This window comes from Klebsiella sp. SYXHC3 (genome assembly GCF_057196925.1).
On the sequence record NZ_JBXUNG010000011.1, the window covers coordinates 114,671 to 137,436 of the forward strand.

Annotated in this window: 18 protein-coding genes and 1 pseudogene; 14 read left to right on the plus strand and 5 right to left on the minus strand. The window is 56.7% G+C overall.

The window, feature by feature from the left end:
* The first annotated feature begins 246 nt into the window (after positions 1–246).
* Complete coding sequence (ypfM, locus tag AC2CGP_RS21150; protein ID WP_087867655.1) at positions 247–306, plus strand: protein YpfM; 60 nt, start codon at positions 247–249, stop codon at positions 304–306.
* Between the two features lie 84 nt (positions 307–390).
* Here ypfM and acrD read toward each other — a convergent pair whose 3' ends face one another.
* A complete protein-coding gene (gene acrD / locus AC2CGP_RS21155; RefSeq protein ID WP_020078200.1) occupies positions 391–3,504 on the minus strand; it encodes a multidrug efflux RND transporter permease AcrD in 3,114 nt (1,037 codons plus the stop codon).
* A gap of 383 nt (positions 3,505–3,887) precedes the next feature.
* Here acrD and aegA point away from each other — a divergent pair, with 383 nt between their 5' ends.
* The 3 genes and pseudogenes from aegA to AC2CGP_RS21170 all read left to right on the plus strand — a co-directional run bounded on the left by aegA (position 3,888) and on the right by AC2CGP_RS21170 (position 7,638).
* Complete coding sequence (aegA, locus tag AC2CGP_RS21160; RefSeq protein ID WP_213759851.1) at positions 3,888–5,858, plus strand: formate-dependent uric acid utilization protein AegA; 1,971 nt, start codon at positions 3,888–3,890, stop codon at positions 5,856–5,858.
* 58 nt (positions 5,859–5,916) lie between these two features.
* A pseudogene (gene nudK / locus AC2CGP_RS21165) lies at positions 5,917–6,514 on the plus strand (GDP-mannose pyrophosphatase NudK).
* A 77-nt stretch (positions 6,515–6,591) separates the two neighbouring features.
* Positions 6,592–7,638, plus strand: a complete 1,047-nt coding sequence (locus AC2CGP_RS21170) for a DUF1176 domain-containing protein (protein WP_032708861.1) — start codon at positions 6,592–6,594, stop codon at positions 7,636–7,638.
* Here the strand turns inward: AC2CGP_RS21170 and tkt are convergent.
* On the minus strand, positions 7,628–9,622 hold the full coding sequence (gene tkt / locus AC2CGP_RS21175) for a transketolase (RefSeq protein WP_116299969.1): 1,995 nt from the start codon (positions 9,620–9,622) through the stop codon (positions 7,628–7,630). The two genes, AC2CGP_RS21170 and tkt, sit on opposite strands and share 11 nt — an antisense overlap.
* Positions 9,623–9,628: 6 nt before the next feature.
* The gene (tal, locus tag AC2CGP_RS21180; protein ID WP_015365479.1) at positions 9,629–10,597 is read right to left on the minus strand and encodes a transaldolase; all 969 of its coding nucleotides are present in this window, start codon (positions 10,595–10,597) and stop codon (positions 9,629–9,631) included.
* Positions 10,598–10,890: 293 nt separating this feature from the next.
* Between tal and maeB the strand changes: the two genes are divergently transcribed.
* Positions 10,891–13,170, plus strand: coding sequence for an NADP-dependent oxaloacetate-decarboxylating malate dehydrogenase (maeB, locus tag AC2CGP_RS21185; protein WP_015703139.1), 2,280 nt, complete (start codon positions 10,891–10,893; stop codon positions 13,168–13,170).
* A gap of 58 nt (positions 13,171–13,228) precedes the next feature.
* On the opposite strand, the gene hemF is transcribed toward maeB, so the two are convergent.
* Together hemF and amiA are read right to left on the minus strand one after the other, a co-directional pair.
* Positions 13,229–14,128 (minus strand): oxygen-dependent coproporphyrinogen oxidase, encoded by a 900-nt coding sequence (gene hemF, locus AC2CGP_RS21190; protein WP_015365482.1) that lies wholly within the window; start codon positions 14,126–14,128, stop codon positions 13,229–13,231.
* Positions 14,128–15,000 carry an N-acetylmuramoyl-L-alanine amidase AmiA gene (gene amiA, locus AC2CGP_RS21195; RefSeq protein ID WP_015365483.1) on the minus strand — a complete coding sequence of 291 codons (873 nt, stop codon included), beginning with the start codon at positions 14,998–15,000 and terminating at the stop codon, positions 14,128–14,130. Before amiA ends, hemF begins: the two co-directional genes overlap by 1 nt.
* 211 nt (positions 15,001–15,211) lie before the next feature.
* Between amiA and AC2CGP_RS21200 the strand changes: the two genes are divergently transcribed.
* From AC2CGP_RS21200 to cysM, 9 genes are all read left to right on the plus strand, one after another.
* The gene (locus AC2CGP_RS21200; protein ID WP_015365484.1) at positions 15,212–15,637 is read left to right on the plus strand and encodes a GNAT family acetyltransferase; all 426 of its coding nucleotides are present in this window, start codon (positions 15,212–15,214) and stop codon (positions 15,635–15,637) included.
* A complete protein-coding gene (locus AC2CGP_RS21205) occupies positions 15,624–16,073 on the plus strand; it encodes a DUF2919 domain-containing protein (RefSeq protein WP_015365485.1) in 450 nt (149 codons plus the stop codon). Before AC2CGP_RS21200 ends, AC2CGP_RS21205 begins: the two co-directional genes overlap by 14 nt.
* A 61-nt stretch (positions 16,074–16,134) precedes the next feature.
* The gene (locus AC2CGP_RS21210; RefSeq protein ID WP_015703137.1) at positions 16,135–16,710 is read left to right on the plus strand and encodes an RpoE-regulated lipoprotein; all 576 of its coding nucleotides are present in this window, start codon (positions 16,135–16,137) and stop codon (positions 16,708–16,710) included.
* 94 nt (positions 16,711–16,804) lie between these two features.
* Positions 16,805–17,704 (plus strand): Dyp-type peroxidase, encoded by a 900-nt coding sequence (locus tag AC2CGP_RS21215; RefSeq protein ID WP_032715067.1) that lies wholly within the window; start codon positions 16,805–16,807, stop codon positions 17,702–17,704.
* Positions 17,705–17,912: 208 nt separating this feature from the next.
* Positions 17,913–18,929: a sulfate ABC transporter substrate-binding protein gene (locus tag AC2CGP_RS21220; RefSeq protein ID WP_015365488.1), complete on the plus strand. Its 1,017-nt coding sequence runs from the start codon at positions 17,913–17,915 to the stop codon at positions 18,927–18,929.
* Positions 18,929–19,762 carry a sulfate/thiosulfate ABC transporter permease CysT gene (gene cysT, locus AC2CGP_RS21225; protein ID WP_015365489.1) on the plus strand — a complete coding sequence of 278 codons (834 nt, stop codon included), beginning with the start codon at positions 18,929–18,931 and terminating at the stop codon, positions 19,760–19,762. The genes AC2CGP_RS21220 and cysT overlap by 1 nt, the downstream gene beginning before the upstream one ends.
* Positions 19,762–20,637 carry a sulfate/thiosulfate ABC transporter permease CysW gene (cysW, locus tag AC2CGP_RS21230; protein ID WP_015365490.1) on the plus strand — a complete coding sequence of 292 codons (876 nt, stop codon included), beginning with the start codon at positions 19,762–19,764 and terminating at the stop codon, positions 20,635–20,637. The genes cysT and cysW overlap by 1 nt, the downstream gene beginning before the upstream one ends.
* On the plus strand, positions 20,627–21,721 hold the full coding sequence (gene cysA / locus AC2CGP_RS21235) for a sulfate/thiosulfate ABC transporter ATP-binding protein CysA (RefSeq protein WP_213759855.1): 1,095 nt from the start codon (positions 20,627–20,629) through the stop codon (positions 21,719–21,721). The genes cysW and cysA overlap by 11 nt, the downstream gene beginning before the upstream one ends.
* A gap of 98 nt (positions 21,722–21,819) precedes the next feature.
* Positions 21,820–22,731, plus strand: a complete 912-nt coding sequence (cysM, locus tag AC2CGP_RS21240) for a cysteine synthase CysM (RefSeq protein ID WP_213759856.1) — start codon at positions 21,820–21,822, stop codon at positions 22,729–22,731.
* Positions 22,732–22,766: the final 35 nt, after the last annotated feature.

Consider the following 22,766-nt stretch of genomic DNA (forward strand, 5'->3'; position numbering starts at 1 on the left):
TGATTAAAATTTGTTCTTTTTCACGGCAGACTAAGACAATGAATTACAGGAATTCTGATATTAACAAAATGTTGCTTAATGTTGCTCTGTGTCACATTAAATTTACATGAACCGGCTTATGGTAGCGGCAAGCCAGAGTATTCAAGGCTTGCGGCGACAAGAAAAGCGATTAGAGCGATAGATCGGACGAACTTCTCCTGAGCGGGGAAATTATCTAAAATCGCCATAATAATAAGAGAGGCTATTATGATTGAACATGAACTGGGGAACTGGAAAGATTTTATTGAAGACATGCTGCGTAAATAAAATCTGGCTTTGTCGGTACTGAAGACAATGTTTGACCCATGAAAAAGGCGACTATGACAGTCGCCTTTTCTGTTATTTGAAGGTTTATTCCGGCCTCTCTTTCAGCGGGAAGCGGCGGCGCACCAACACGAAGAACAGCGGCACAAAGAAGATGGCCAGCACGGTGGCGGAGAGCATCCCGCCCATGACGCCGGTACCGACCGCATGCTGACTGCCGGAACCCGCGCCGGTACTGGTGGCCATTGGCAGCACGCCGAAGATAAACGCCAGCGAGGTCATCAGTATCGGGCGTAGACGCTGGCGGCAGGCCGATAGCGTGGCGATCAGCAGATCTTCGCCTTTCTGGTTCAGCTCGTTGGCGAACTCAACAATCAGGATGGCGTTCTTTGCCGACAGGCCGATGACCGTCAACAGACCAACCTGGAAGTAGACGTCGTTTTCCAGGCCGCGCATCCAGGTCGCCAGCAGCGCGCCGATAACCCCCAGCGGCACCACCAGCATCACCGAGAATGGTACCGACCAGCTTTCATATAGCGCCGCCAGACACAGGAACACCACCAGCAGAGAAATGGCGTACAGGGCAGGCGCCTGAGCGCCAGACAAACGCTCCTGATAGGACATCGCCGTCCATTCAAGGCCGAAACCGTTCGGTAGCTGTTTGGCTAACTCTTCCATGATGGTCATGGCGGTACCGGTACTGACGCCTGGCGCGGCCTCACCGACGATCTCGACCGCTGAGTAGCCATTGTAACGTTCGAGGCGCGGTGACCCCGTTTCCCAACGCGAGGTGGCGAAGGCGGAGAACGGTACCATGGTGCCGCTACTGTTACGCACATACCACAAATTGATATCGTCAGGCAGCATGCGATATTTCGCCGCTGCCTGGACGTAGACCTTCTTCACGCGTCCGCGATCCATAAAGTCGTTTACGTAGCTCGAACCCCAGGCGGTCTGCAGCGTATCGTTAATATCATCAATAGAGACCCCCAGCGCCTGGGCTTTACGCTGGTCGATATCAACCTGGAGCTGCGGGCTGTCGTCCAGACCGTTGTGGCGAACGCGGGTGAGCTGGTCGTTGTTCGCCGCCAGCTCCAGCAGCTTGTCGCGTGCTGACATCAACGCCTCGTGACCGTTACCGGCGTGGTCTTCGAGCTCCATATCGAAGCCCGCGGAGCTGCCAAGGCCGCTGATGGCCGGTGGGCTGCTGGCAAAAACGCGCGCTTCTTTAATTTTATTGAAGGCTTTGGTCGCGCGCTCAATGATAGCGAACGAGGAACCGGTTGTCGGGTCTCGCTGGTCCCAGTCTTTCAGGCGGACAAACATACGAGCGACGTTCTGGCCGTTGCCGCCGGGGCCGGAGCCGACGGTAGCAAATACCGACTCGACGTTACTCTTCTCGTTATTAAGGAAATAATCCTCCGCTTTCTGCACCACTTTCAGCGTCTGCTGTTGGGTGGAACCGCTCGGAAGCTGTATCGAGGTGGTGAACATACCGCGGTCTTCCAGCGGCAGGAACGAAGTCGGCAGATGCAGGAACAGCAGCACCATGCCGCCGAGCAGCAGGACGTAAATCAAAATCCAGCGCAGCGAGCGGTGGAGAATTTTGCCTACGAAAGTTTCATAGCGGCTGGCGCTGCGGTTGAAGGCGCGGTTAAACCAGCCAAAGAACCCTTTTTGACCATGTACTTCGCCTTTGTGAATCGGTTTTAACAGCGTGGCGCACAGCGCCGGGGTGAGGATCATCGCTACCAGCACCGACAGCACCATTGCTGAAACGATGGTAATGGAGAACTGGCGGTAAATGGCGCCGGTGGTGCCGCCGAAGAAGGCCATGGGCACGAATACCGCCGATAGCACCATAGCGATACCGACCAGCGCCCCCTGGATCTGCTTCATCGATTTTCGCGTCGCTTCGCGCGGCGAGAGCCCTTCCTCGCTCATAATGCGCTCGACGTTTTCGACCACGACGATGGCGTCATCGACCAGCAGGCCGATAGCCAGCACCGTCGCGAACATCGTCAGGGTGTTAATACTGTAACCGCAGGCGTAAAGCACCGCGAAGGTGCCCATCAATACCACCGGCACGGCGATGGTCGGGATCAGGGTCGCGCGGAAGTTCTGCAAGAACAAATACATGACCAGGAACACCAGCAGAATCGCCTCCAGCAGCGTTTTTACTACATCGGTAATCGAGGCTTTTACAAAAGAGGTGGTCTCGTAGGCGACTTTATACTGCAGCCCGTGCGGAAAATATTGCGACAGTTCATCAAGACGGGCGATAACGCGCTCGGCGGTGGCCATTTCGTTGGCGCCGGAGGCGAGCTTAATTCCCAGTCCCGAAGCGGCCTGACGATTATAGCGGCTCAGATAATCATATTTTTCAGCGCCCATTTCGACGCTGGCGACATCGCCCAGCGTGACTTCCGAACCATCCTGATTCACGCGCAGGGTAATATCGCGGAACTGCTGTGGCGTTTGTAGCAGCGATTGTGAGTTGATGGTGGCGTTCAGCGCCTGTTTATCCACCGACGGGGTACCGCCCAACTGGCCGACGGCAATCTGCGCGTTCTGCGATTCGATGGCGTCAGTCACATCTTTCGCCGTCATCTGATAGCTGTTGAGTTTCGCCGGATCGAGCCAGATGCGCATCGAGTACTGCGAACCGTAGGCGTCGATATCGCCGACGCCGTTGACGCGGCTTAGAGGATCCTGCACGTTACTGGCGACGTAGTCGGCAATATCCTGCTTATCCATGCTGCCGTCGGTAGAGACAAACGCAAGAGTGAGAATGTTGGTGTCGCCGGTTTTGCGCACCGTGACCCCCTGATTCTGTACCGCCTGCGGCAGTTTACGCATCGCCGATTGCAGCTGGTTTTGTACCTGCTGCACGGCCTCATCCGGGTCGGTACCGGCGGTAAAGCTCAGGGTAACCGTTGCCTGACCGGTGGCGCTACTCTGCGATGACATGTACATGAGGTTATCGAGGCCGGTCATATTCTGTTCGATAACCTGGGTCACGGTATTCTCCAGCGTCTGCGCGGAGGCGCCGGGATAATTGGCCGTCACCCGGACGTTAGGCGGCGCCAAATCCGGATATTGTTCTACGGGGAGCGACAAAATTGCCAACGTGCCGGTCAGGACCAACAGAATAGCCAAAACCCAGGCAAAGATGGGGCGATCGATAAAGAAATTCGCCATCGGAATCAGGACCTCATTGTATACATTTTTTGTTATTGCGCAGCTTGTGACACTTTATAGTTAACCCCGCAGGCAATCGTGGAGAAATTAAGGAGATAGTGTAATTTATCATGTGTCTTTTATGAGAGCGTAAAGAAACCTCTGCCGCTCCTCTCTGAATTTATATGCGCTTATCACGTCTTTTCTGTCATTCCGTCAAAGCCGCCTATTATTGCTCAGCTAAATGAAACAAAATTTCATTCAGGTCAATATTTTTGATCTAAACCGGATTCTGGCGAGAAAAGCCGATTTCTGGGCAAATGACCATTGTCCCACGGTCATGATGTCAGGTAATAAACAGTCATACTAAATGAGGGGTTATTAGCGATAAGCCGGAAGGATGTATGAACCACTTTATTATGAGCGATAGTCGCAAATGCATCGGATGCAGGGGCTGCGAAGTGGCCTGCGTGATGGCGCATAATGGCGAACAACATGTCTTGACCCCACAGCGCTTTTTGCCGCGTATTACCGTTATTAAAAACCAGAAACAGCGTAACGCGGTAACCTGTCGTCACTGTGAAGGCGCGCCCTGCGTGCGTAGCTGCCCTAATGGCGCTATTAGCCAGCAGGATGACAGCGTATTGGTGCATGGAGAAAAATGTATTGGCTGTAAATCCTGCGTGGTGGCTTGCCCCTTTGGCGTGATGCAAATCGTCGTCACGCCAGACGGCAGGGCAACGGCGCACAAGTGCGACTTATGCTATGAGCGCCAAGCAGGGCCGGCCTGCGTGCAGAATTGTCCGGCGCAGGCATTACAGCTGGCGACCGATTCCACGCTAAGCGAGATGGCGAAAACGCGGCGCCTGCGGGCAGCGCGTGCGGATGCGGCGTCGTGGCAACATCGTACTTTGACCGCTTTAGCGTCAACCTCTGGCGATAAGGCCAGCCAGATGGCGGCCACGCCCGCGCGCGGCGAGGCGGATAAACTGGCGGCTGATGCGCGTAAACAGCACTTTGGCGAAATCTATTTGCCCTTCAGCGCCGAACAGGCGCGGCGGGAAACGCAACGCTGTCTGAAATGCGGCGATCGCAGCATCTGCGAGTGGACCTGTCCGCTGCATAACCATATTCCGCAGTGGATCGAGCGGGTAAAAGCCGGCGACATCGCCAGCGCCGTTGAGCTTTCCCATCAAACCAACTGTCTGCCGGAAATCACCGGCCGCGTCTGCCCGCAGGATCGCCTGTGCGAAGGCGCCTGCACGCTGCGCGACGAGAGCGGCTCGGTGACTATCGGCAACATCGAACGCTATATATCCGACCAGGCGCTGGCCGACGGCTGGCGCCCGAACCTTTCGGCGGTAAAAGCCAGCGGCAAGAAGGTTGCCATCATCGGCGCCGGGCCTGCGGGCCTGGCCTGCGCCGACCTTCTGGCGCGTAGCGGCGTGGCGCCGGTGGTGTTCGATCGCCACCCGGAAATCGGTGGCTTGCTGACTTTCGGTATTCCGCCTTTCAAGCTGGATAAATCATTGCTGGCCCGTCGGCGCGAGATTTTCAGCCAAATGGGCATCCGCTTTGAACTGAACTGCGAGGTGGGCAAAGACATCGAACTCGCTCAACTGCTTGCAGACTATGACGCGGTTTTCGTCGGCGCCGGTACCTATCGCTCGATGAAAGCCGATCTGCCCAATGAGGAGGCGCCGGGCGTGTATGAAGCGCTGCCGTTCCTTATCGCCAACACTAAACAAGTGATGGGGCTGGAAGCGCTGGCCGATGAACCTTATATCGATACCGCCGGGCTGAATGTTGTCGTGCTGGGGGGCGGCGATACGGCGATGGACTGCGTGCGTACCGCGCTGCGCCACGGCGCGCAACGGGTCACCTGCGCCTATCGTCGGGATGAAGCTAACATGCCGGGGTCGAAAAAAGAGGTCAAAAACGCCCGCGAAGAGGGGGCGAGCTTTGAATTCAATGTTCAGCCGATCACCCTTGAGCTCGGCGAGGACGGCCGGGTCAGCGGCGTGCGCTTTCTGCGTACCCGGCTTGGCGAACCGGACCCTCAGGGCCGCCGCAGTCCGTCGCCGATCCCCGGCAGCGAATTTGTGATGCCTGCCGATGCGGTCATTATGGCGTTTGGTTTCCACCCGCATTCGATGCCGTGGCTGGAAGTCGCAGGGGTACAGTTGGACAGTCGCGGGCGGATCAAGGCGAACGTGGAGAGCCTCTATCGTTACCAGACCAGTAATCAGAAGATCTTTGCCGGCGGCGACGCGGTACGCGGCGCGGATTTGGTGGTGACGGCGATGGCGGAAGGGCGGCATGCCGCGCAGGGGATCATGGACTATCTTGGTGTCGCTTCCGCACTGCCGCACTAACGACAAAGCAGGCTCCGCGGCGTAGTATGACTGGGTTATTTCACGCTGCGGAGTTTGCATGTCACTTAATATTCACGTCATTAAAGATAAAATCCTCTCCGAAAACTACTTTCTGCTGCGCAACATGACCTATGAGTTGACGCGCCGCGACGGCAGCGTCGTGCGTCACAAACGCGAAGTGTACGATCGCGGCAACGGCGCCACGGTTCTGCTTTACAACCCCAACAAGCAGAGCGTGGTACTGGTGCGTCAGTTCCGCGTCGCCACCTGGGTTAACGGCAACCCGGATGGCATGCTGATTGAAACCTGCGCCGGACTGCTGGATAACGACGCGCCAGAGGTATGCATCCGCAAGGAGGCGATTGAGGAGACCGGCTATCAGGTCGGCGAGGCGCGCAAGGTCTTCGAACTCTATATGTCGCCCGGCGGCGTGACCGAACTGATTCACTTTTTTATCGCCGAATACAGCGAAGCGCAGCGCGCTAACCGGGGCGGCGGCGTGGATGATGAAGATATTGAGGTGCTGGAACTGCCGTTCGTCCGGGCGCTGGAGATGATCGCCAGCGGTGAAATTCAGGATGGCAAAGCGGTGATTCTGCTGCAATACCTACAAAATTCCGGCCTGATGTCGCGGGATCTCTGATAAATCTGATTGAGCAAAACCCCGCCAGTGCTGATGATAATGATGAATTAGAAATCACTCTGTCAGTCATACTTCGGGATTGTGCCGCTCATGTTTTATCGGGTTTTAATGCTGCTTTTTTTCGGTTTTCTGCCGACGTCGTTGGCGTGGGCGGCGCCAGCCCAGCAGTTGTTTGGAGACTGGCTTGTCACCTGCAACAATCAAAATTATTGCGTCACGCGTAATGTCGGGCTGCATCATGGATTGGTGATGACGTTAAGCCGCAGCGCGGGGGCAGCCACCGATGCCGCTTTACGCATCGAACTTGGCGGCGTCGGTAATCCGGTTGCCGCGCTGGCGGCCATCGGCCCGCGGCTGCAGCTAGATGGAAAACCGCTGCATTTTGACGGTAAACATTGGCAGATTGCCGATAAGCTGATTAAAACCGGTGATAGCGTCAGTATCGACGCTTTCCTGCAGCAGGCCCAGGAGGGGAAAGAGATTACCCTGCAAAACGGTCTGCAAAGCATTTCATTGAAGGGCCTGAAGGCCGCGCTGCTATTTATTGATAATCGGCAAAAGCGGGTCGGCAGCGAAACCGCGTGGGTCGGCAAAGGTGAAGAACCACCGCTCAGCGTACCGCCAGCGCCGGCGTTGCGCACCGTAGGCAAAGCGGAGGTGGCGCAGTCACCCCTCAGCCGCGACGAACTTAATGAGCTTATCGATTACGGCAATGAGCGGATGAACGCCAGCCCCTGTTCGCTCGATCCTTTCCGCCGGGAAATCCGCGTCACCGCGCTGACCGATGAGAAAGTTCTGCTGATGACCAGTTGCGAAGCGGGCGCCTACAATACCGTTTGGCTGGCGTGGCTGGTGTCGCGCAAAACGCCGCATCTTGCCCGCCAGGTGCGCCTGGCGCTGCCTTTCCAGCCGCCCGGCAATGCGCCGCGCGATATTGAGTTGATTAACGCCAGCTTTGACGAGCAGCGTCATGAACTGGTGACCTTCGATAAAGGCCGCGCGCCGGGCGATTGCGGGATCCAAACCCGCTGGCGTTATGACGGCCAGCGGTTCAATTTGACCCGCTACGCTCAGCAACCGCAGTGTGATAACTGGCAGGGGCCAGACGCCTGGCCCACACTATGGATCACCCGTTAAGCACCTTACGGCTGACTTCGACAATATGTTCAGCGGTAAAGCCGAAGAACGGGAATAGCTTGTCGGCGGGCGCCGATTCCCCGTAGCGGGTCATACCAACAATTGCGCCTTTCAGGCCGACATATTTATACCAGTAGTCGGCGATACCGGCTTCGATAGCGACGCGGGCGCTAACATCGGAAGGCAGCACCGACTCGCGCCAGGCCTCATCCTGAGCATCGAAAACGTCGGTGGAAGGCAGCGACACCACCCGCACGTTTATGCCGCTGGCCAGCAGCGTCTCCGCCGCCTGAACGGCGATCTCGACTTCTGAACCGGTGGCGATCAGGATGAGATCCGGCTTGCCGCCCGCATCCTTCAGAACGTAACCGCCGCGAGCAATTTCCTGTACCTGTTCCGGCGTACGGGCCATTTGCGCCAGATTCTGTCGCGAAAGGATTAGCGCGGTAGGGCCGTCATTGCGTTCGATGGCCGCCTGCCAGGCGACGGCGGTTTCCACCTGATCGCACGGCCGCCAGGTACTAAAATTGGGCGTCAGCCGCAGGCTTGCCAGCTGCTCTACCGCCTGGTGCGTTGGGCCATCTTCGCCAAGGCCGATTGAATCATGGGTATAGACCATAATCTGATGCGCCTTCATCAGCGCCGCCATGCGTGCGGCGTTACGCGCGTATTCGACGAACATCAGGAAAGTCGAGGTATAGGGAATAAAACCGCCGTGCAGGGCGATGCCGTTAGCTACCGCGGTCATACCGAATTCGCGTACGCCGTAGTGGATATAATTACCCGCCTGATCCTCTTTGATCGACTTCGAGCCGGACCAGATCGTCAGGTTACTGGGCGCCAGGTCGGCGGAACCGCCGAGCAGCTCAGGCAAATCCGGGCCGTAGGCGTTAAGCGCATTTTGCGAAGCCTTACGGCTGGCTATTTTCGCCGGTTCCGACTGTAGCTTCGCCACATAATCATGGGCCGTTTTTTGCCAGTTAGCCGGGAGCTCGCCTTCCATGCGCCGTTTGAGCTCTGCCGCCAGTTCTGGATATTGCTGCTGGTAAGCGGCGAATTTTTCATTCCACGCATGTTCTGCTTTCTCGCCGCGCGGCCGCGCATCCCAGCCCTGATAAATTTCTTTTGGGATTTCAAACGGCGGGTATTTCCAGCCCAGCTGTTCGCGGGCCAGCGCGACCTCTTTTTCCCCCAATGCCGCGCCGTGCGACTCTTCGGAACCGGCTTTATTCGGTGAACCAAAGCCGATTATGGTGCGGCAAATAATCAGCGAGGGTTTGTCTGTTACCGCCTGCGCTTCCTGGATTGCCTGCTTCACCGCCTGGGGGTCGTGACCGTCGATATCGCCAATCACGTGCCAGTGGTAGGCGCGAAAGCGCTCGGCGGTATCGTCGGTGAACCAGCCTTCAACGTGGCCGTCAATAGAGATACCGTTGTGATCGTAGAACCCGATCAGCTTGCCTAATCCCAGGGTGCCCGCCAGCGAACTGGCCTCGTGAGAAATCCCCTCCATCAGACAGCCATCGCCCATAAACACCCAGGTGTAGTGATCGACGATGTCGTGGCCGGGACGGTTAAACTGCGCCGCCAGCGTACGTTCGGCGATAGCCATCCCGACGGCGTTAGCCAGCCCCTGGCCGAGCGGCCCGGTGGTGGTTTCCACGCCGGGGGTATAACCATGTTCCGGGTGACCCGGCGTTTTCGAATGCAGCTGGCGGAAGTTTTTCAGCTCATTCATCGGCAGATCGTAGCCGGTCAAATGCAGCAGGCTATACAGCAGCATCGAAGCATGGCCGTTAGACAAAATGAAACGATCGCGATCGTACCAGTGCGGGTTTGTCGGGTTGTGCTTGAGAAAATCGTTCCACAGCACTTCGGCGATATCCGCCATCCCCATCGGAGCGCCGGGGTGGCCGGAATTGGCTTTCTGGACGGCGTCCATGCTCAGGGCGCGAATGGCGTTAGCAAGCTCTCTTCGGGACATAGTCGTTTACTCCGTGACAAAGGATGACAGTTTTGCTGCTAGCAGATCTTCCAGTTTGCGTTGATCGACGGCGAACTGGCGAATACCTTCCGCCAGTTTTTCTACCGCCATCGGATCCTGGTTATGCTCCCAGCGGAATTCCGCTTCGCTCATCGGAACCGGGCGTGGCAGTATCTGATGAGCGGGGATGAGTTTGCGTATTACCGGCGCGTCGCTGGCCTGCAGCTCTTGTAACAAGGCCGGGGAGATGGTGAGGCGGTCGCAGCCAACCAACGCGAGGATTTGTTCGGTGCGGCGGAAGCTGGCGCCCATCACGATGGTGTTGTACTTATGGAGTTTGAAATAGTCGTAGATATTGCGCACCGATTTCACTCCCGGGTCTTCATCAACCACGTAAGGATCTAACGGCTGACGAGCCTGATACCAATCGTAAATACGCCCGACGAAGGGCGAAATCAGAAACACGCCGGCTTCAGCGCAGGCGCGAGCCTGGGCGAAAGAGAACAGCAGCGTCAGGTTGCAGTGAATCCCTTCTTTTTCCAGCACCTCCGCGGCGCGGATCCCTTCCCAGGTGGAGGCTAGTTTGATCAGGATCCGCGACTTATCGATCCCCATTTCCTGATAGAGAGCGACCAGATGGCGCGCTTTCTCGATACTTTTTTCACGATTGAAGGAGAGACGGGCATCGACTTCGGTGGAGACGCGCCCTGGGATGCTTTTGAGTATTTCCGCACCAAAATTGACCGCCAGTTTATCGCAGGCATTGGCGACCTGCGTCTCGCGGTTGCCGCCCTGTTTTGCAGCCCAGGCGAGGGCATCATCGATAAGCCCGGCGTAGTTATCCAGTCCGGCAGCCTTTAAGAGCAGCGAAGGGTTGGTGGTGGCATCTTCAGGCTGATAGTGGCGGATAGATTCAATGTCGCCGCTGTCGGCGACTACGGTGGTGAATTGTTTGATACTGTCTAGCTGGTTCATTAAAAAGTACTCCTGGAACAATAAGTTGCATGAGTTCTTGTCGTTATGCGGTAGAGGTCGTGATGAGGTACATAACTAAAAAGCATAGCAGACGGGGCTATCATTGACCGTGAAACTAGGTTACATAAATATTATAAATTGATAACAACCAGACCTTTGTGATGGCAAGAGTATGGCGGCCTTCAAAGTTTAAACCGCCGTCAGGCGCGATACTAAGCCTCGCCTTAAGGCGGGCCGACGGCTCGCCATCACGCTTCACCCCCTACGATTCGATACGTGAAAGGAACCATAAAATGGATGAGCAGTTGAAACAAAGCGCCCTCGATTTCCACGAGTTCCCGGTGCCCGGGAAAATTCAGGTGTCGCCGACTAAGCCCCTGGCGACCCAACGCGATCTGGCGCTGGCATATTCGCCGGGCGTTGCCGCGCCGTGCCTGGAAATTGAGAAGGATCCTTTGGCCGCTTACAAATACACCGCTCGCGGCAACCTTGTGGCGGTGGTCTCCAACGGTACCGCCGTCCTCGGTTTAGGCAATATCGGCGCGCTGGCCGGAAAACCGGTAATGGAAGGAAAGGGCGTTCTGTTTAAAAAGTTCGCCGGTATCGATGTGTTCGATATTGAAGTTGATGAGCTGGATCCTGACAAATTCATTAATGTCGTTGCCGCCCTGGAGCCGACGTTTGGCGGCATCAACCTCGAAGATATTAAAGCGCCGGAATGTTTCTACATTGAGCAGAAACTGCGTGAGCGCATGAATATTCCGGTGTTCCACGACGATCAGCACGGCACGGCGATTATCAGCACTGCGGCGATCCTCAACGGTCTGCGGGTGGTCGAGAAGAATCTCTCCGATGTGCGGATGGTGGTCTCCGGCGCGGGAGCGGCGGCAATCGCCTGTATGAACCTGCTGGTGGCGCTGGGAATGCAGAAACACAATATCGTGGTCTGCGACTCGAAAGGCGTTATCTATAAAGACCGTGAAGCCAACATGGCGGAAACCAAAGCGGCCTACGCGGTGGAAGACGACGGGAAACGTACCCTCGACGATGTCATTGATGGCGCGGACATTTTCCTCGGCTGCTCCGGGCCGAAAGTTCTGACCCCGGAGATGGTCAAGAAAATGGCGCGCTCGCCGCTGATCCTCGCTCTGGCGAACCCGGAGCCGGAAATCCTGCCGCCGCTGGCGAAGGAAGTGCGCGACGACGTGATTATTTGTACCGGCCGTTCCGACTATCCAAACCAGGTCAACAACGTGCTGTGCTTCCCGTTCATTTTCCGCGGCGCGCTGGATGTTGGCGCGACGGCGATAAACGAAGAGATGAAGCTGGCGGCGGTTCATGCTATCGCCGAGCTGGCGCATGCCGAACAGAGCGAAGTCGTGGCTTCCGCCTATGGCGACCAGGATCTCAGCTTTGGCCCGGAGTACATTATTCCGAAACCGTTCGATCCGCGTCTGATCGTCAAGATCGCCCCAGCGGTCGCTAAAGCGGCGATGGAATCCGGCGTGGCGACGCGGCCAATTGCCGACTTCGATGCCTACATCGAGAAGCTGAGCGAGTTCGTTTATAAAACTAACCTGTTTATGAAGCCGATCTTCTCCCAGGCGCGCAAAGAGCCGAAGCGCGTGGTGCTGGCGGAAGGCGAGGAGACTCGCGTGCTGCACGCCACGCAGGAGCTGGTTTCTCTGGGGCTGGCGAAGCCAATCCTCATCGGTCGCCCGAGCGTGATTGAAATGCGCATCCAGAAACTGGGCCTGCAGATTAAAGCGGGCGTGGACTTCGAAATCGTCAATAATGAATCCGATCCGCGCTTCAAAGAGTACTGGAGCGAGTACTACCAGTTGATGAAGCGCCGCGGCATTACCCAGGAGCAGGCGCAGCGGGCGGTCATTAGCAACACTTCGGTCATTGGCGCGATTATGGTTCATCGCGGTGAGGCGGATGCGATGATCTGCGGAACCATCGGAGATTATCATGAGCACTATCGCGTGGTTCAGCCGCTGTTTGGCTTCCGCGACGGCGTCAGCACCGCCGGGGCGATGAACGCGCTGCTGCTGCCAAGCGGAAACACCTTTATCGCCGATACCTATGTCAACCACGATCCATCGCCGGAAGAGCTGGCGGAGATCACCCTGATGGCGGCGGAAAGCGTGCGTCGTTTTGGTATCGAACCGCGTGTCGCGCTGCTGTCGCACTCTAACTTCGGTTCAGCTGATTGCCCGTCTGCCAGCAAAATGCGCAAAACGCTGGAATTGGTGAAAGCGAGCGCGCCGGATCTGATGATTGACGGCGAAATGCACGGCGACGCCGCGCTGGTGGAGAGCATCCGCAACGATCGTATGCCGGATAGCCCGCTGAAAGGGGCGGCTAATATTCTGGTGATGCCGAATATGGAAGCCGCGCGTATCAGCTACAACCTGCTGCGCGTCTCCAGTTCGGAAGGGGTAACCGTCGGGCCGGTACTGATGGGTATCGCTAAGCCGGTGCATATTCTCACGCCTATCGCCTCCGTGCGCCGTATCGTCAACATGGTGGCGCTGGCGGTCGTGGAAGCGCAGACCCAGCCGCTGTAAGCACAATAAAAAAGTAAGCCCCGGTAATCCGGGGCTTTTTTGTCTCAGGAGACCTAAATCAGATCCACTCTTTGACTTTAATAAACTCGCTCAATGCGGCTTCCGGGCTGCCTTCTTGCGGATGGTAGTCATACTCCCAGCGCACCAGCGGCGGCATCGACATCAGAATAGACTCCGTACGACCGCCGGTCTGCAGGCCGAACAGCGTGCCGCGATCCCACACCAGATTGAATTCCACATAACGCCCGCGGCGATAAAGCTGGAAATCGCGTTCGCGCTCACCGTAAGGCGTGGTTTTTCGACGCTCAACGATCGGCAGGTAAGCGTCGGTAAAGCCGTTGCCCACTGCCTGCATAAAGGCGAAGCAGTGGTCGAAGTCCGGGGTATTTAAATCATCAAAGAACAGACCGCCAATGCCGCGCTGTTCGTTGCGGTGCTTAAGGAAGAAGTAATCATCGCACCACTTTTTGTAGCGCGGATAGACCTCGTCGCCGTACGGCAGGCATAAATCGCGGGCAGTACGATGCCAGTGAATGGCGTCTTCTTCAAACCCATAATAAGGCGTTAGATCAAACCCGCCGCCGAACCACCACACCGGGTCGGCGCCGGGCTTCTCGGCAATAAAAAAGCGAACGTTAGCGTGGCTGGTCGGCACATAGGGGTTGCGCGGATGCACCACCAGCGAAACCCCCATTGCTTCAAAGCTGCGCCCGGCCAGTTCCGGGCGGTGGGCGGTAGCCGAGGCGGGCATCGCATCGCCGTGGACGTGAGAAAAGTTAACCCCGGCCTGCTCAAAGATGCCGCCGTCGCGTAAAACCCGGCTGCGTCCGCCGCCGCCGCCTTCGCGCTGCCAGCTATCTTCAACAAAATCCTTGCCGTCAACGGCGGAGAGTTTGGCGCAAATGGCATCCTGCAGCTGAAGAAGGAAGGCTTTGACCTGCTGTACATCGGGTTTCATTAACGTCTCTTCGAATGCGCTTTCTGGTTATCGAACCAGTGGAAATAACTAATAATGCCGGAAGCGATAGCGTTAGCAATCTTCTGGCGGAAAGCGGTTGTGCCGAGTAGCTTCTCTTCATTTGGGTTGGTAATGAACGACGTTTCGACCAGCACCGAGGGAATCGAAGGGGACTTCAGCACCACAAAGGCCGCCTGCTCTGTATTGCGGCTGTGCAGTTTATGCACCGGCTTAATCTTTTTCAGAATATGCGAGCCGAGCGTCAGGCTGTTCTTAATGGTGTCGGTTTGCACCAAATCGAACAATACCTGCTGCAGCAGATGGTCCTTATCCGTCGCTTTTTTACCGGCGACCTCATCGGCGCGGTTTTCGCGCTCGGAGAGATATTTCGCCATGGCGCTACTGGCGCCGCGGTTGGAGAGCGCAAAGACGGAGGCGCCGGCCGCACTCGGGTTGGTAAAGCCGTCGGCGTGAATCGACATAAACAGATCGGCGCCGTGCTGGTGGGCGATCTCAACGCGATCGTACAGCGGAATAAAGGTATCGCCGCTACGCGTCAGACGGGCATCGATGCCGTTGCTGCGTAAAATGCTGCGCACATTTTTAGCAATGGCCAGCACGACGTGTTTTTCTTTCGAACCGTTGTGGCCAATTGCCCCCGTATCGATGCCGCCATGACCGGGGTCAAGCATCACCAGACGCCTGCTGCCTGCTTTCTTTGCGACGGGTTTGCTGTGTCCATTGGAAGTTTTTAGCGGCTGCTCTTTGGCAGTGGCTTGGGAAGCGACGCCGGTTAGCGTCATCGCAGCCAGTCCTGCTTTCAGCACCTGACGGCGCGAAGCAAGTATTTTTAATGGTTTAAAAGTGCTCATTCGGCCTGAATTGTAAACAAGTGATGTCCAATGTTATATCGTATCGCGTTTCCCGTTACGACCACTCAAAATAAGAATTGTTTTACTTTTCATTTCAATACATGACAAAGCGATATTATGCCATTTTTTGCTGATGATTTCGCCTGATATTGGCTATCAGTCATATTCGCGCCATAATCACTGTTTTTAACCGTAAATGGTGGGGAATACCATGGAGATTCGCGTTTTTCGCCAGCAGGATTTCGAAGAAGTGATCACCCTTTGGGAGCGCTGCGATCTTCTGCGCCCATGGAACGATCCGGAAATGGATATCGAGCGTAAGCTCAACCACGACGTGAGCTTGTTTCTGGTCGCTGAAGTGAACGGTGAAGTGGTGGGGACGGTGATGGGCGGTTACGACGGCCACCGCGGCTCCGCTTACTATCTTGGCGTACATCCGGAATACCGCGGCCGCGGTATCGCTAATGCGCTGCTCAATCGGCTGGAAAAGAAGCTGATCGCCCGCGGTTGCCCGAAAATTTCAATTATGGTGCGTGACGATAACGATGTGGTGCAGGGGATGTACGAGCGTCTCGGTTACGAGCACTCGGATGTACTCACCCTGGGTAAACGCCTGATTGAAGATGAAGAATACTGAATTTATTCCTGCCGATTATGATACCCAGGGTCGTTTACGGCTGCCGCTGTTGTTTTGGGGTGTGCTGTTGCTGCAGGCGCGCACCTGGGTGCTGTTCGTCATGGCCGGCGCCTCCCGCCAGCAGGGGGATGCGCTGCTGAGCCTGTTCTATCCCGATCACGATAACTTCTGGCTGGGTTTGCTGCCCGGCGTACCGGCGGTCGCGGCATTTCTGCTTAGCGGTCAGCGTCAGCGTTTCCCGCGTCTCTGGCCGCTGATGCGCTGGCTGCTAATTGCTTCACAGGCGCTATTGCTGGCCTGGCAGCCGTGGCTGTGGTTCACCGGCGAGGCGCCTTCCATGCTGACCATCGCCCTGCTGGCGGCCGATATTTATGCGCTATGGTGGCTGATAACCAGCCGCAGGTTGCACGCCTGTTTTCGCCTTGAAGCGCTTTAATGGCACTTTTTGCCGATCGCGCACTCCAACATGCGTTGAATGAATCAGAAAGGATTGAGTTATGAAATCGCTACGTCTAATGCTTTGCGCGCTTCCGCTGGCGCTAACCGGCTGCTCAACGATGAGCGCGGTGAACTGGTCGGCTGCCTATCCATGGAACTGGTTTGGTTCCTCCAACGAGGTCACCGAGCAGGGCGTGGGTAAACTGACGGCGTCGACGCCGCTCAATGAACAGGCAATTAGCGATGCCCTCGGCGGCAGCTACCGTCTGCGCAGCGGAATGAAAACCGCGGATGGCAAAATCGTTCACTATTTTGAAGCGCTAAAGGATGACAAGCTGGCGCTGACTATCAACGGCGATGGCGGTACGGTGAGCCGCATTGATGTGCGCGATAGCGCGATTCCCGCCGCCAGCGGCGTGAAAATCGGTACCCCGTTTAGCGAGCTGTACGGCAAAGCGTTCGGCAACTGCGAGAAAGGCGTTCCCGACAACGGCGCGGTGGTGGAATGTAAAGCGCCTGGCAGCCAGCACATCAGCTACGCCTTTACCGGCCACTGGAGCGGTCCGGACGAGCTGATGCCGTCCGACGATACCCTGAAGAACTGGAAAGTCAGCAAAATTATCTGGCGTCGCTAATTTGATCTGAAGAGACACGTGGGCGGATAAAAACGGTTACAATGGCGCGTTAGCAACGTCATAGCGTTGTGGTTGCATCATTTCAGGAGGAGCGATGTCTCAGGTTCAGAGCGGCATTTTGCCGGAACATTGCCGCGCGGCGATTTGGATTGAAGCCAATGTAAAAGGGGACGTTAACGCCCTGCGCGAAGCGAGCAAAATTTTTGTCGATAACGTGGCCACCTTCCAGGCTAAATTCCCTGACGCCAAACTCGGCGCGGTGGTCGCTTTCGGCAATACCGTCTGGCGTCAGCTGAGCGGTGGTGAAGGCGCGGAAGAGTTAAAAGATTTTCCGGTTTACGGCAAAGGGCTGGCGCCATCCACGCAGTATGACGTGTTGATTCATATTTTATCCGCCCGTCATGAAGTGAACTTTTCCGTCGCCCAGGCGGCGGTGGCCGCTTTCGGCGACGCCATTGAAGTGAAAGAAGAAATTCACGGTTTCCGCTGGGTGGAAGAACGCGATCTGAGCGGCTTTGTCGACGGCACCGAAAACCCGGCAGGCGAAGAAACCCGCCGTGAAGTCGCGGTGATTAAAGACGGCGTTGACGCGGGCGGCAGCTACGTATTCGTGCAACGCTGGGAGCACAATCTTAAGCAGCTGAACCGCATGAGCGTGCCGGATCAGGAGATGATGATTGGCCGTACCAAAGAAGCCAATGAAGAGATCGATGGCGACGAGCGCCCGATTACTTCGCACCTGAGCCGCGTGGACTTAAAAGAAGATGGCAAAGGGCTGAAAATCGTCCGCCAGAGCCTGCCATACGGTACCGCCAGCGGCACTAACGGCCTGTACTTCTGCGCCTACTGCGCGCGCCTGTATAACATTGAGCAGCAGTTGCTGAGTATGTTCGGCGATACCGACGGTAAGCGCGATGCCATGCTGCGCTTCACTAAACCGGTGACTGGCGGTTATTACTTCGCGCCGTCGCTGGAGCGTATTCAGGCGCTGTAATTTTTCCCCTCACCCTAACCCTAACCCAGAGGGTTAGGGTGTAAGCGAATCCAGCATACGTACAGCCGCTTTCAGCAAAGCTTTGCCAGTTGCTTATTCTCTTTTCTACTTCCAAATCGCCAAACGGTATATAAAACCGTTACTCCTTTCGTACTCGTTATAAATATGATGATCATCAGTAAATGATCATTTTTGATAAGGGTGCGCAATGGCCGTTAAATCACTGAAAAAAGGATATCTGGCGCTGGCAGCTTCCATGCTGCTGGTGGCGCAGGCGCAGGCGACTGAACTGCTGAACAGTTCCTATGATGTTTCCCGCGAGCTGTTCGCCGCCCTTAATCCGCCTTTTGAACAGCAGTGGGCAAAAGAAAACGGCGGCGACAAGCTGACCATCAAGCAGTCCCATGCGGGCTCCTCCAAGCAGGCGTTGGCGATTCTGCAGGGCCTGAAGGCTGACGTCGTGACCTATAACCAGGTGACGGACGTCCAGATTCTGCATGATAAAGGCAACCTGATCCCGGCAGACTGGCAGAGCCGTCTGCCGAATAACAGCTCGCCGTTCTATTCGACCATGGCTTTCCTGGTGCGTAAGGGCAACCCCAAAAATATTCATGACTGGAACGATCTGGTGCGTTCTGACGTGAAGCTGATCTTCCCGAATCCTAAAACTTCAGGCAACGCGCGCTATACCTATCTTGCGGCCTGGGGGGCGGCGGACAAAGCCGATGGCGGTGATAAAGCCAAAACCGAACAGTTCATGACCCAGTTCCTGAAGAACGTCGAGGTATTCGATACCGGCGGTCGCGGCGCGACGACCACCTTCGTCGAGCGCGGGTTGGGCGATGTGCTGATTACTTTTGAATCGGAAGTTAACAACATCCGTAAACAGTATGAAGCGCAGGGGTTCGAAGTCGTTGTGCCGAAGGTCAATATCCTCGCCGAATTCCCGGTCGCGTGGGTAGACAAAAACGTTAAGGCCAACGGTACTGAAAAAGCGGCGAAAGCCTACCTGAACTATCTCTATAGTCCGCAGGCGCAGACCATCATCACCGATTACTACTATCGCGTGAACGATCCGAAAGTGATGGCGTCGCTGAAAGATAAATTCCCGCAGACCGAACTGTTCCGCGTGGAAGACCAGTTTGGCAGCTGGCCTGAAGTGATGAAAACCCACTTCGTCAGCGGCGGCGAGCTGGACAAACTGCTGGCAGCGGGGCGTCAGTAATGTTGGCTGTATCGTCCAAGCGCGTGCTGCCGGGCTTTACCCTGAGCCTTGGCACCAGCCTGCTGTTTGTGTGCCTGATTTTACTGTTGCCGCTCAGCGCGCTGGTGATGCAGCTGGCGCAGATGAGCTGGGCGCAGTATTGGGAGGTGATTACCAACCCTCAGGTGGTCGCCGCCTATAAAGTCACGCTGCTGTCGGCTTTTGTGGCCTCGATTTTTAACGGCGTGTTCGGCCTGCTGATGGCGTGGATTCTTACCCGTTATCGTTTTCCAGGCCGTACGCTGCTCGATGCCCTAATGGACCTGCCGTTCGCGCTGCCGACGGCGGTGGCGGGTCTGACGCTGGCCTCGCTGTTCTCGGTTAATGGCTTGTACGGCGAGTGGCTGGCGAAGTTTGATATCAAAGTGACCTATACCTGGCTTGGCATCGCGGTGGCGATGGCCTTTACCAGCATCCCGTTTGTGGTGCGTACCGTGCAGCCGGTGCTGGAAGAGTTAGGGCCGGAATATGAAGAGGCGGCGGAAACCCTTGGCGCGACGCGCTTACAGAGTTTCCGCAAAGTGGTGCTGCCTGAACTGTCGCCAGCCCTGCTGGCGGGGATTGCGCTGTCGTTTACCCGCAGCCTTGGCGAGTTCGGTGCGGTGATCTTTATCGCCGGCAACATCGCATGGAAAACGGAAGTGACTTCGCTGATGATTTTCATTCGTTTGCAGGAGTTTGATTACCCGGCGGCGAGCGCGATTGCCTCGGTGATCCTCGCGGCTTCGCTGCTGCTGCTGTTCTCTATCAACACCCTGCAGAGTCGCTTTGGTCGACGCGTGGTAGGTCACTAATGGCGGAAGTTACTCAATTGAAGCGCTATGACGCGCCCCGGATCAACTGGGGCAAATGGTTTCTGATCGGCGTCGGGATGCTGGTATCCGCCTTCATCCTCGTGGTGCCGATGATTTATATTTTTGTCCAGGCTTTCAGTAAAGGGTTAATGCCGGTGCTGGAAAACCTGGCCAATCCGGACATGCTGCACGCCATCTGGCTGACGGTGATGATCGCGTTGATTACCGTGCCGGTGAATCTGGTGTTCGGGACGCTGCTGGCCTGGCTGGTAACACGCTTTACCTTCCCTGGCCGCCAGCTGCTGCTGACGATGCTGGATATCCCGTTCGCCGTCTCGCCGGTGGTGGCAGGTCTGGTTTATTTACTCTTTTATGGCTCCAACGGCCCACTCGGCGGCTGGCTTGATGAGCACAACCTGCAGATCATGTTCGCCTGGCCGGGCATGGTGCTGGCGACTATCTTCGTCACCTGTCCGTTTGTGGTCCGCGAGCTGGTGCCGGTCATGATGAGTCAGGGAAGCAACGAAGATGAAGCGGCGATCCTGCTCGGCGCTTCCGGTTGGCAGATGTTCCGTCGGGTGACGCTACCCAATATTCGCTGGGCGCTGCTGTACGGCGTGGTGCTGACCAACGCCCGCGCGATTGGCGAATTCGGCGCGGTGTCGGTCGTTTCCGGCTCGATCCGCGGCGAAACGCTGTCGCTGCCGCTGCAAATTGAATTACTGCAGCAGGACTACAACACCGTCGGTTCGTTTACCGCCGCGGCCCTGCTGACGTTAATGGCTATTTTGACCCTGTTTTTAAAGAGTATGTTGCAATGGCGTCTGGCCAATCAGGAAAAACGCGCGCAACAGGAGGGAAATCATGAGCATTGAGATTGCCAATATTAAGAAATCGTTTGGTCGCACCCAGGTGCTGAATGATATCTCGCTGGATATCCCTTCCGGGCAGATGGTTGCGCTGTTGGGGCCGTCCGGCTCCGGTAAAACCACCTTATTGCGGATTATCGCCGGGCTGGAGCATCAATCCAGCGGCCATATCCGTTTTCACGGTACCGACGTGAGCCGAATGCACGCGCGCGATCGTAAAGTGGGCTTTGTTTTCCAGCACTATGCGCTGTTTCGACATATGACGGTATTCGATAACATCGCCTTTGGCCTGACCGTGCTGCCGCGCCGTGAGCGTCCCAATGCGGCGGCGATCAAAGCCAAGGTGACCAAACTGTTGGAGATGGTGCAACTGGCCCATCTTGCCGACCGTTATCCGGCGCAGCTTTCCGGCGGCCAGAAGCAACGCGTGGCGTTAGCGCGCGCGCTGGCGGTCGAGCCGCAAATTCTGCTGCTGGATGAACCCTTTGGCGCGCTGGATGCGCAGGTGCGTAAAGAACTGCGCCGCTGGCTGCGCCAGTTGCATGAAGAATTAAAATTCACCAGCGTGTTTGTTACCCACGACCAGGAAGAGGCGATGGAAGTCGCAGATCGGGTCGTGGTAATGAGCCAGGGCAACATCGAACAGGCCGATGCGCCTGAACGCGTCTGGCGTGAACCTTCGACCCGTTTTGTGCTCGAGTTTATGGGCGAAGTTAACCGCCTGCAGGGCACCATTCGCGGCGGCCAGTTCCACGTCGGCGCCCACCGCTGGCCTTTAGGCTATACCCCGGCATACCAGGGGCCGGTCGATCTGTTCCTGCGGCCGTGGGAAGTAGATATCAGCCGCCGTACCAGCCTGGATTCGCCGTTGCCGGTGCAGGTGCTGGAAGCCAGTCCGAAGGGGCACTACACCCAATTAGTCGTCCAGCCTCTTGGGTGGTATGACGAACCGCTGAGCGTGGTGCTGGCGGGCAATGAGGCCCCGTCCCGCGGCGAACGCCTGTTTGTCGGCTTGCAGAATGCGCGCCTGTATAACGGAACCGAGCGCATCGAGCCGCGCGGCGAACTTGCTCTGGCAGAGTCGGCCTGATAGCTTAAATCCACGTGCTTTTGCCGGGCGGCTCAGCGCTGCCCCGGCTGACAGCCCGGAGCGCATGACGCGGCCGGGCTTTTTATTGGACAGCTGAAGTGAACACATTAGAACAAACAATTGGCAACACGCCGCTGGTGAAATTACAACGTCTGGGGCCGGACAACGGCAGCGAAATTTGGCTCAAGCTTGAGGGCAACAACCCGGCAGGCTCGGTAAAAGATCGCGCCGCGCTGTCGATGATTGTCGAAGCGGAAAAGCGCGGCGAAATTAAACCCGGCGATGTATTGATCGAGGCGACCAGCGGTAATACCGGTATCGCGCTGGCGATGATTGCGGCGTTAAAAGGCTATCAGATGAAACTGCTGATGCCGGACAACATGAGCCAGGAGCGCCGTGCCGCGATGCGCGCCTACGGCGCTGAACTCATCCTGGTCACCAAAGAGCAGGGGATGGAGGGCGCTCGCGATCTGGCCGCCGCGATGGCCGAGCGTGGCGAGGGTAAGCTATTGGATCAGTTCAATAATCTGGATAACCCTTACGCCCATTACACCACCACCGGCCCGGAGATCTGGCGCCAGACGGACGGGCGTATCACCCACTTTGTTTCCAGCATGGGCACCACCGGTACCATTACCGGCGTATCGCGTTTTCTGCGCGAACAGGCGAAGCCGGTAAGCATCATTGGGCTACAGCCGGAAGAGGGCAGCAGCATTCCGGGGATCCGCCGCTGGCCGCAGGAATATATGCCGGGCATTTTTAATGCCTCGTTGGTGGATGAGGTGCTGGATATCCACCAGCAGGATGCGGAAAACACGATGCGCCAGTTGGCCGTACAGGAAGGGATCTTCTGTGGCGTCAGTTCCGGCGGCGCGGTTGCCGGGGCGCTGCGTATTGCTCGCGCCAATCCGGGCGCGGTGGTGGTGGCGATCATCTGCGATCGCGGCGATCGCTATCTCTCAACCGGCGTGTTCGGCGAAGAACACTTCAGCCAGGGAGCGGGTATCTAAACGCGCTATCACGGTCCCCATGCCAGGCATGGGGG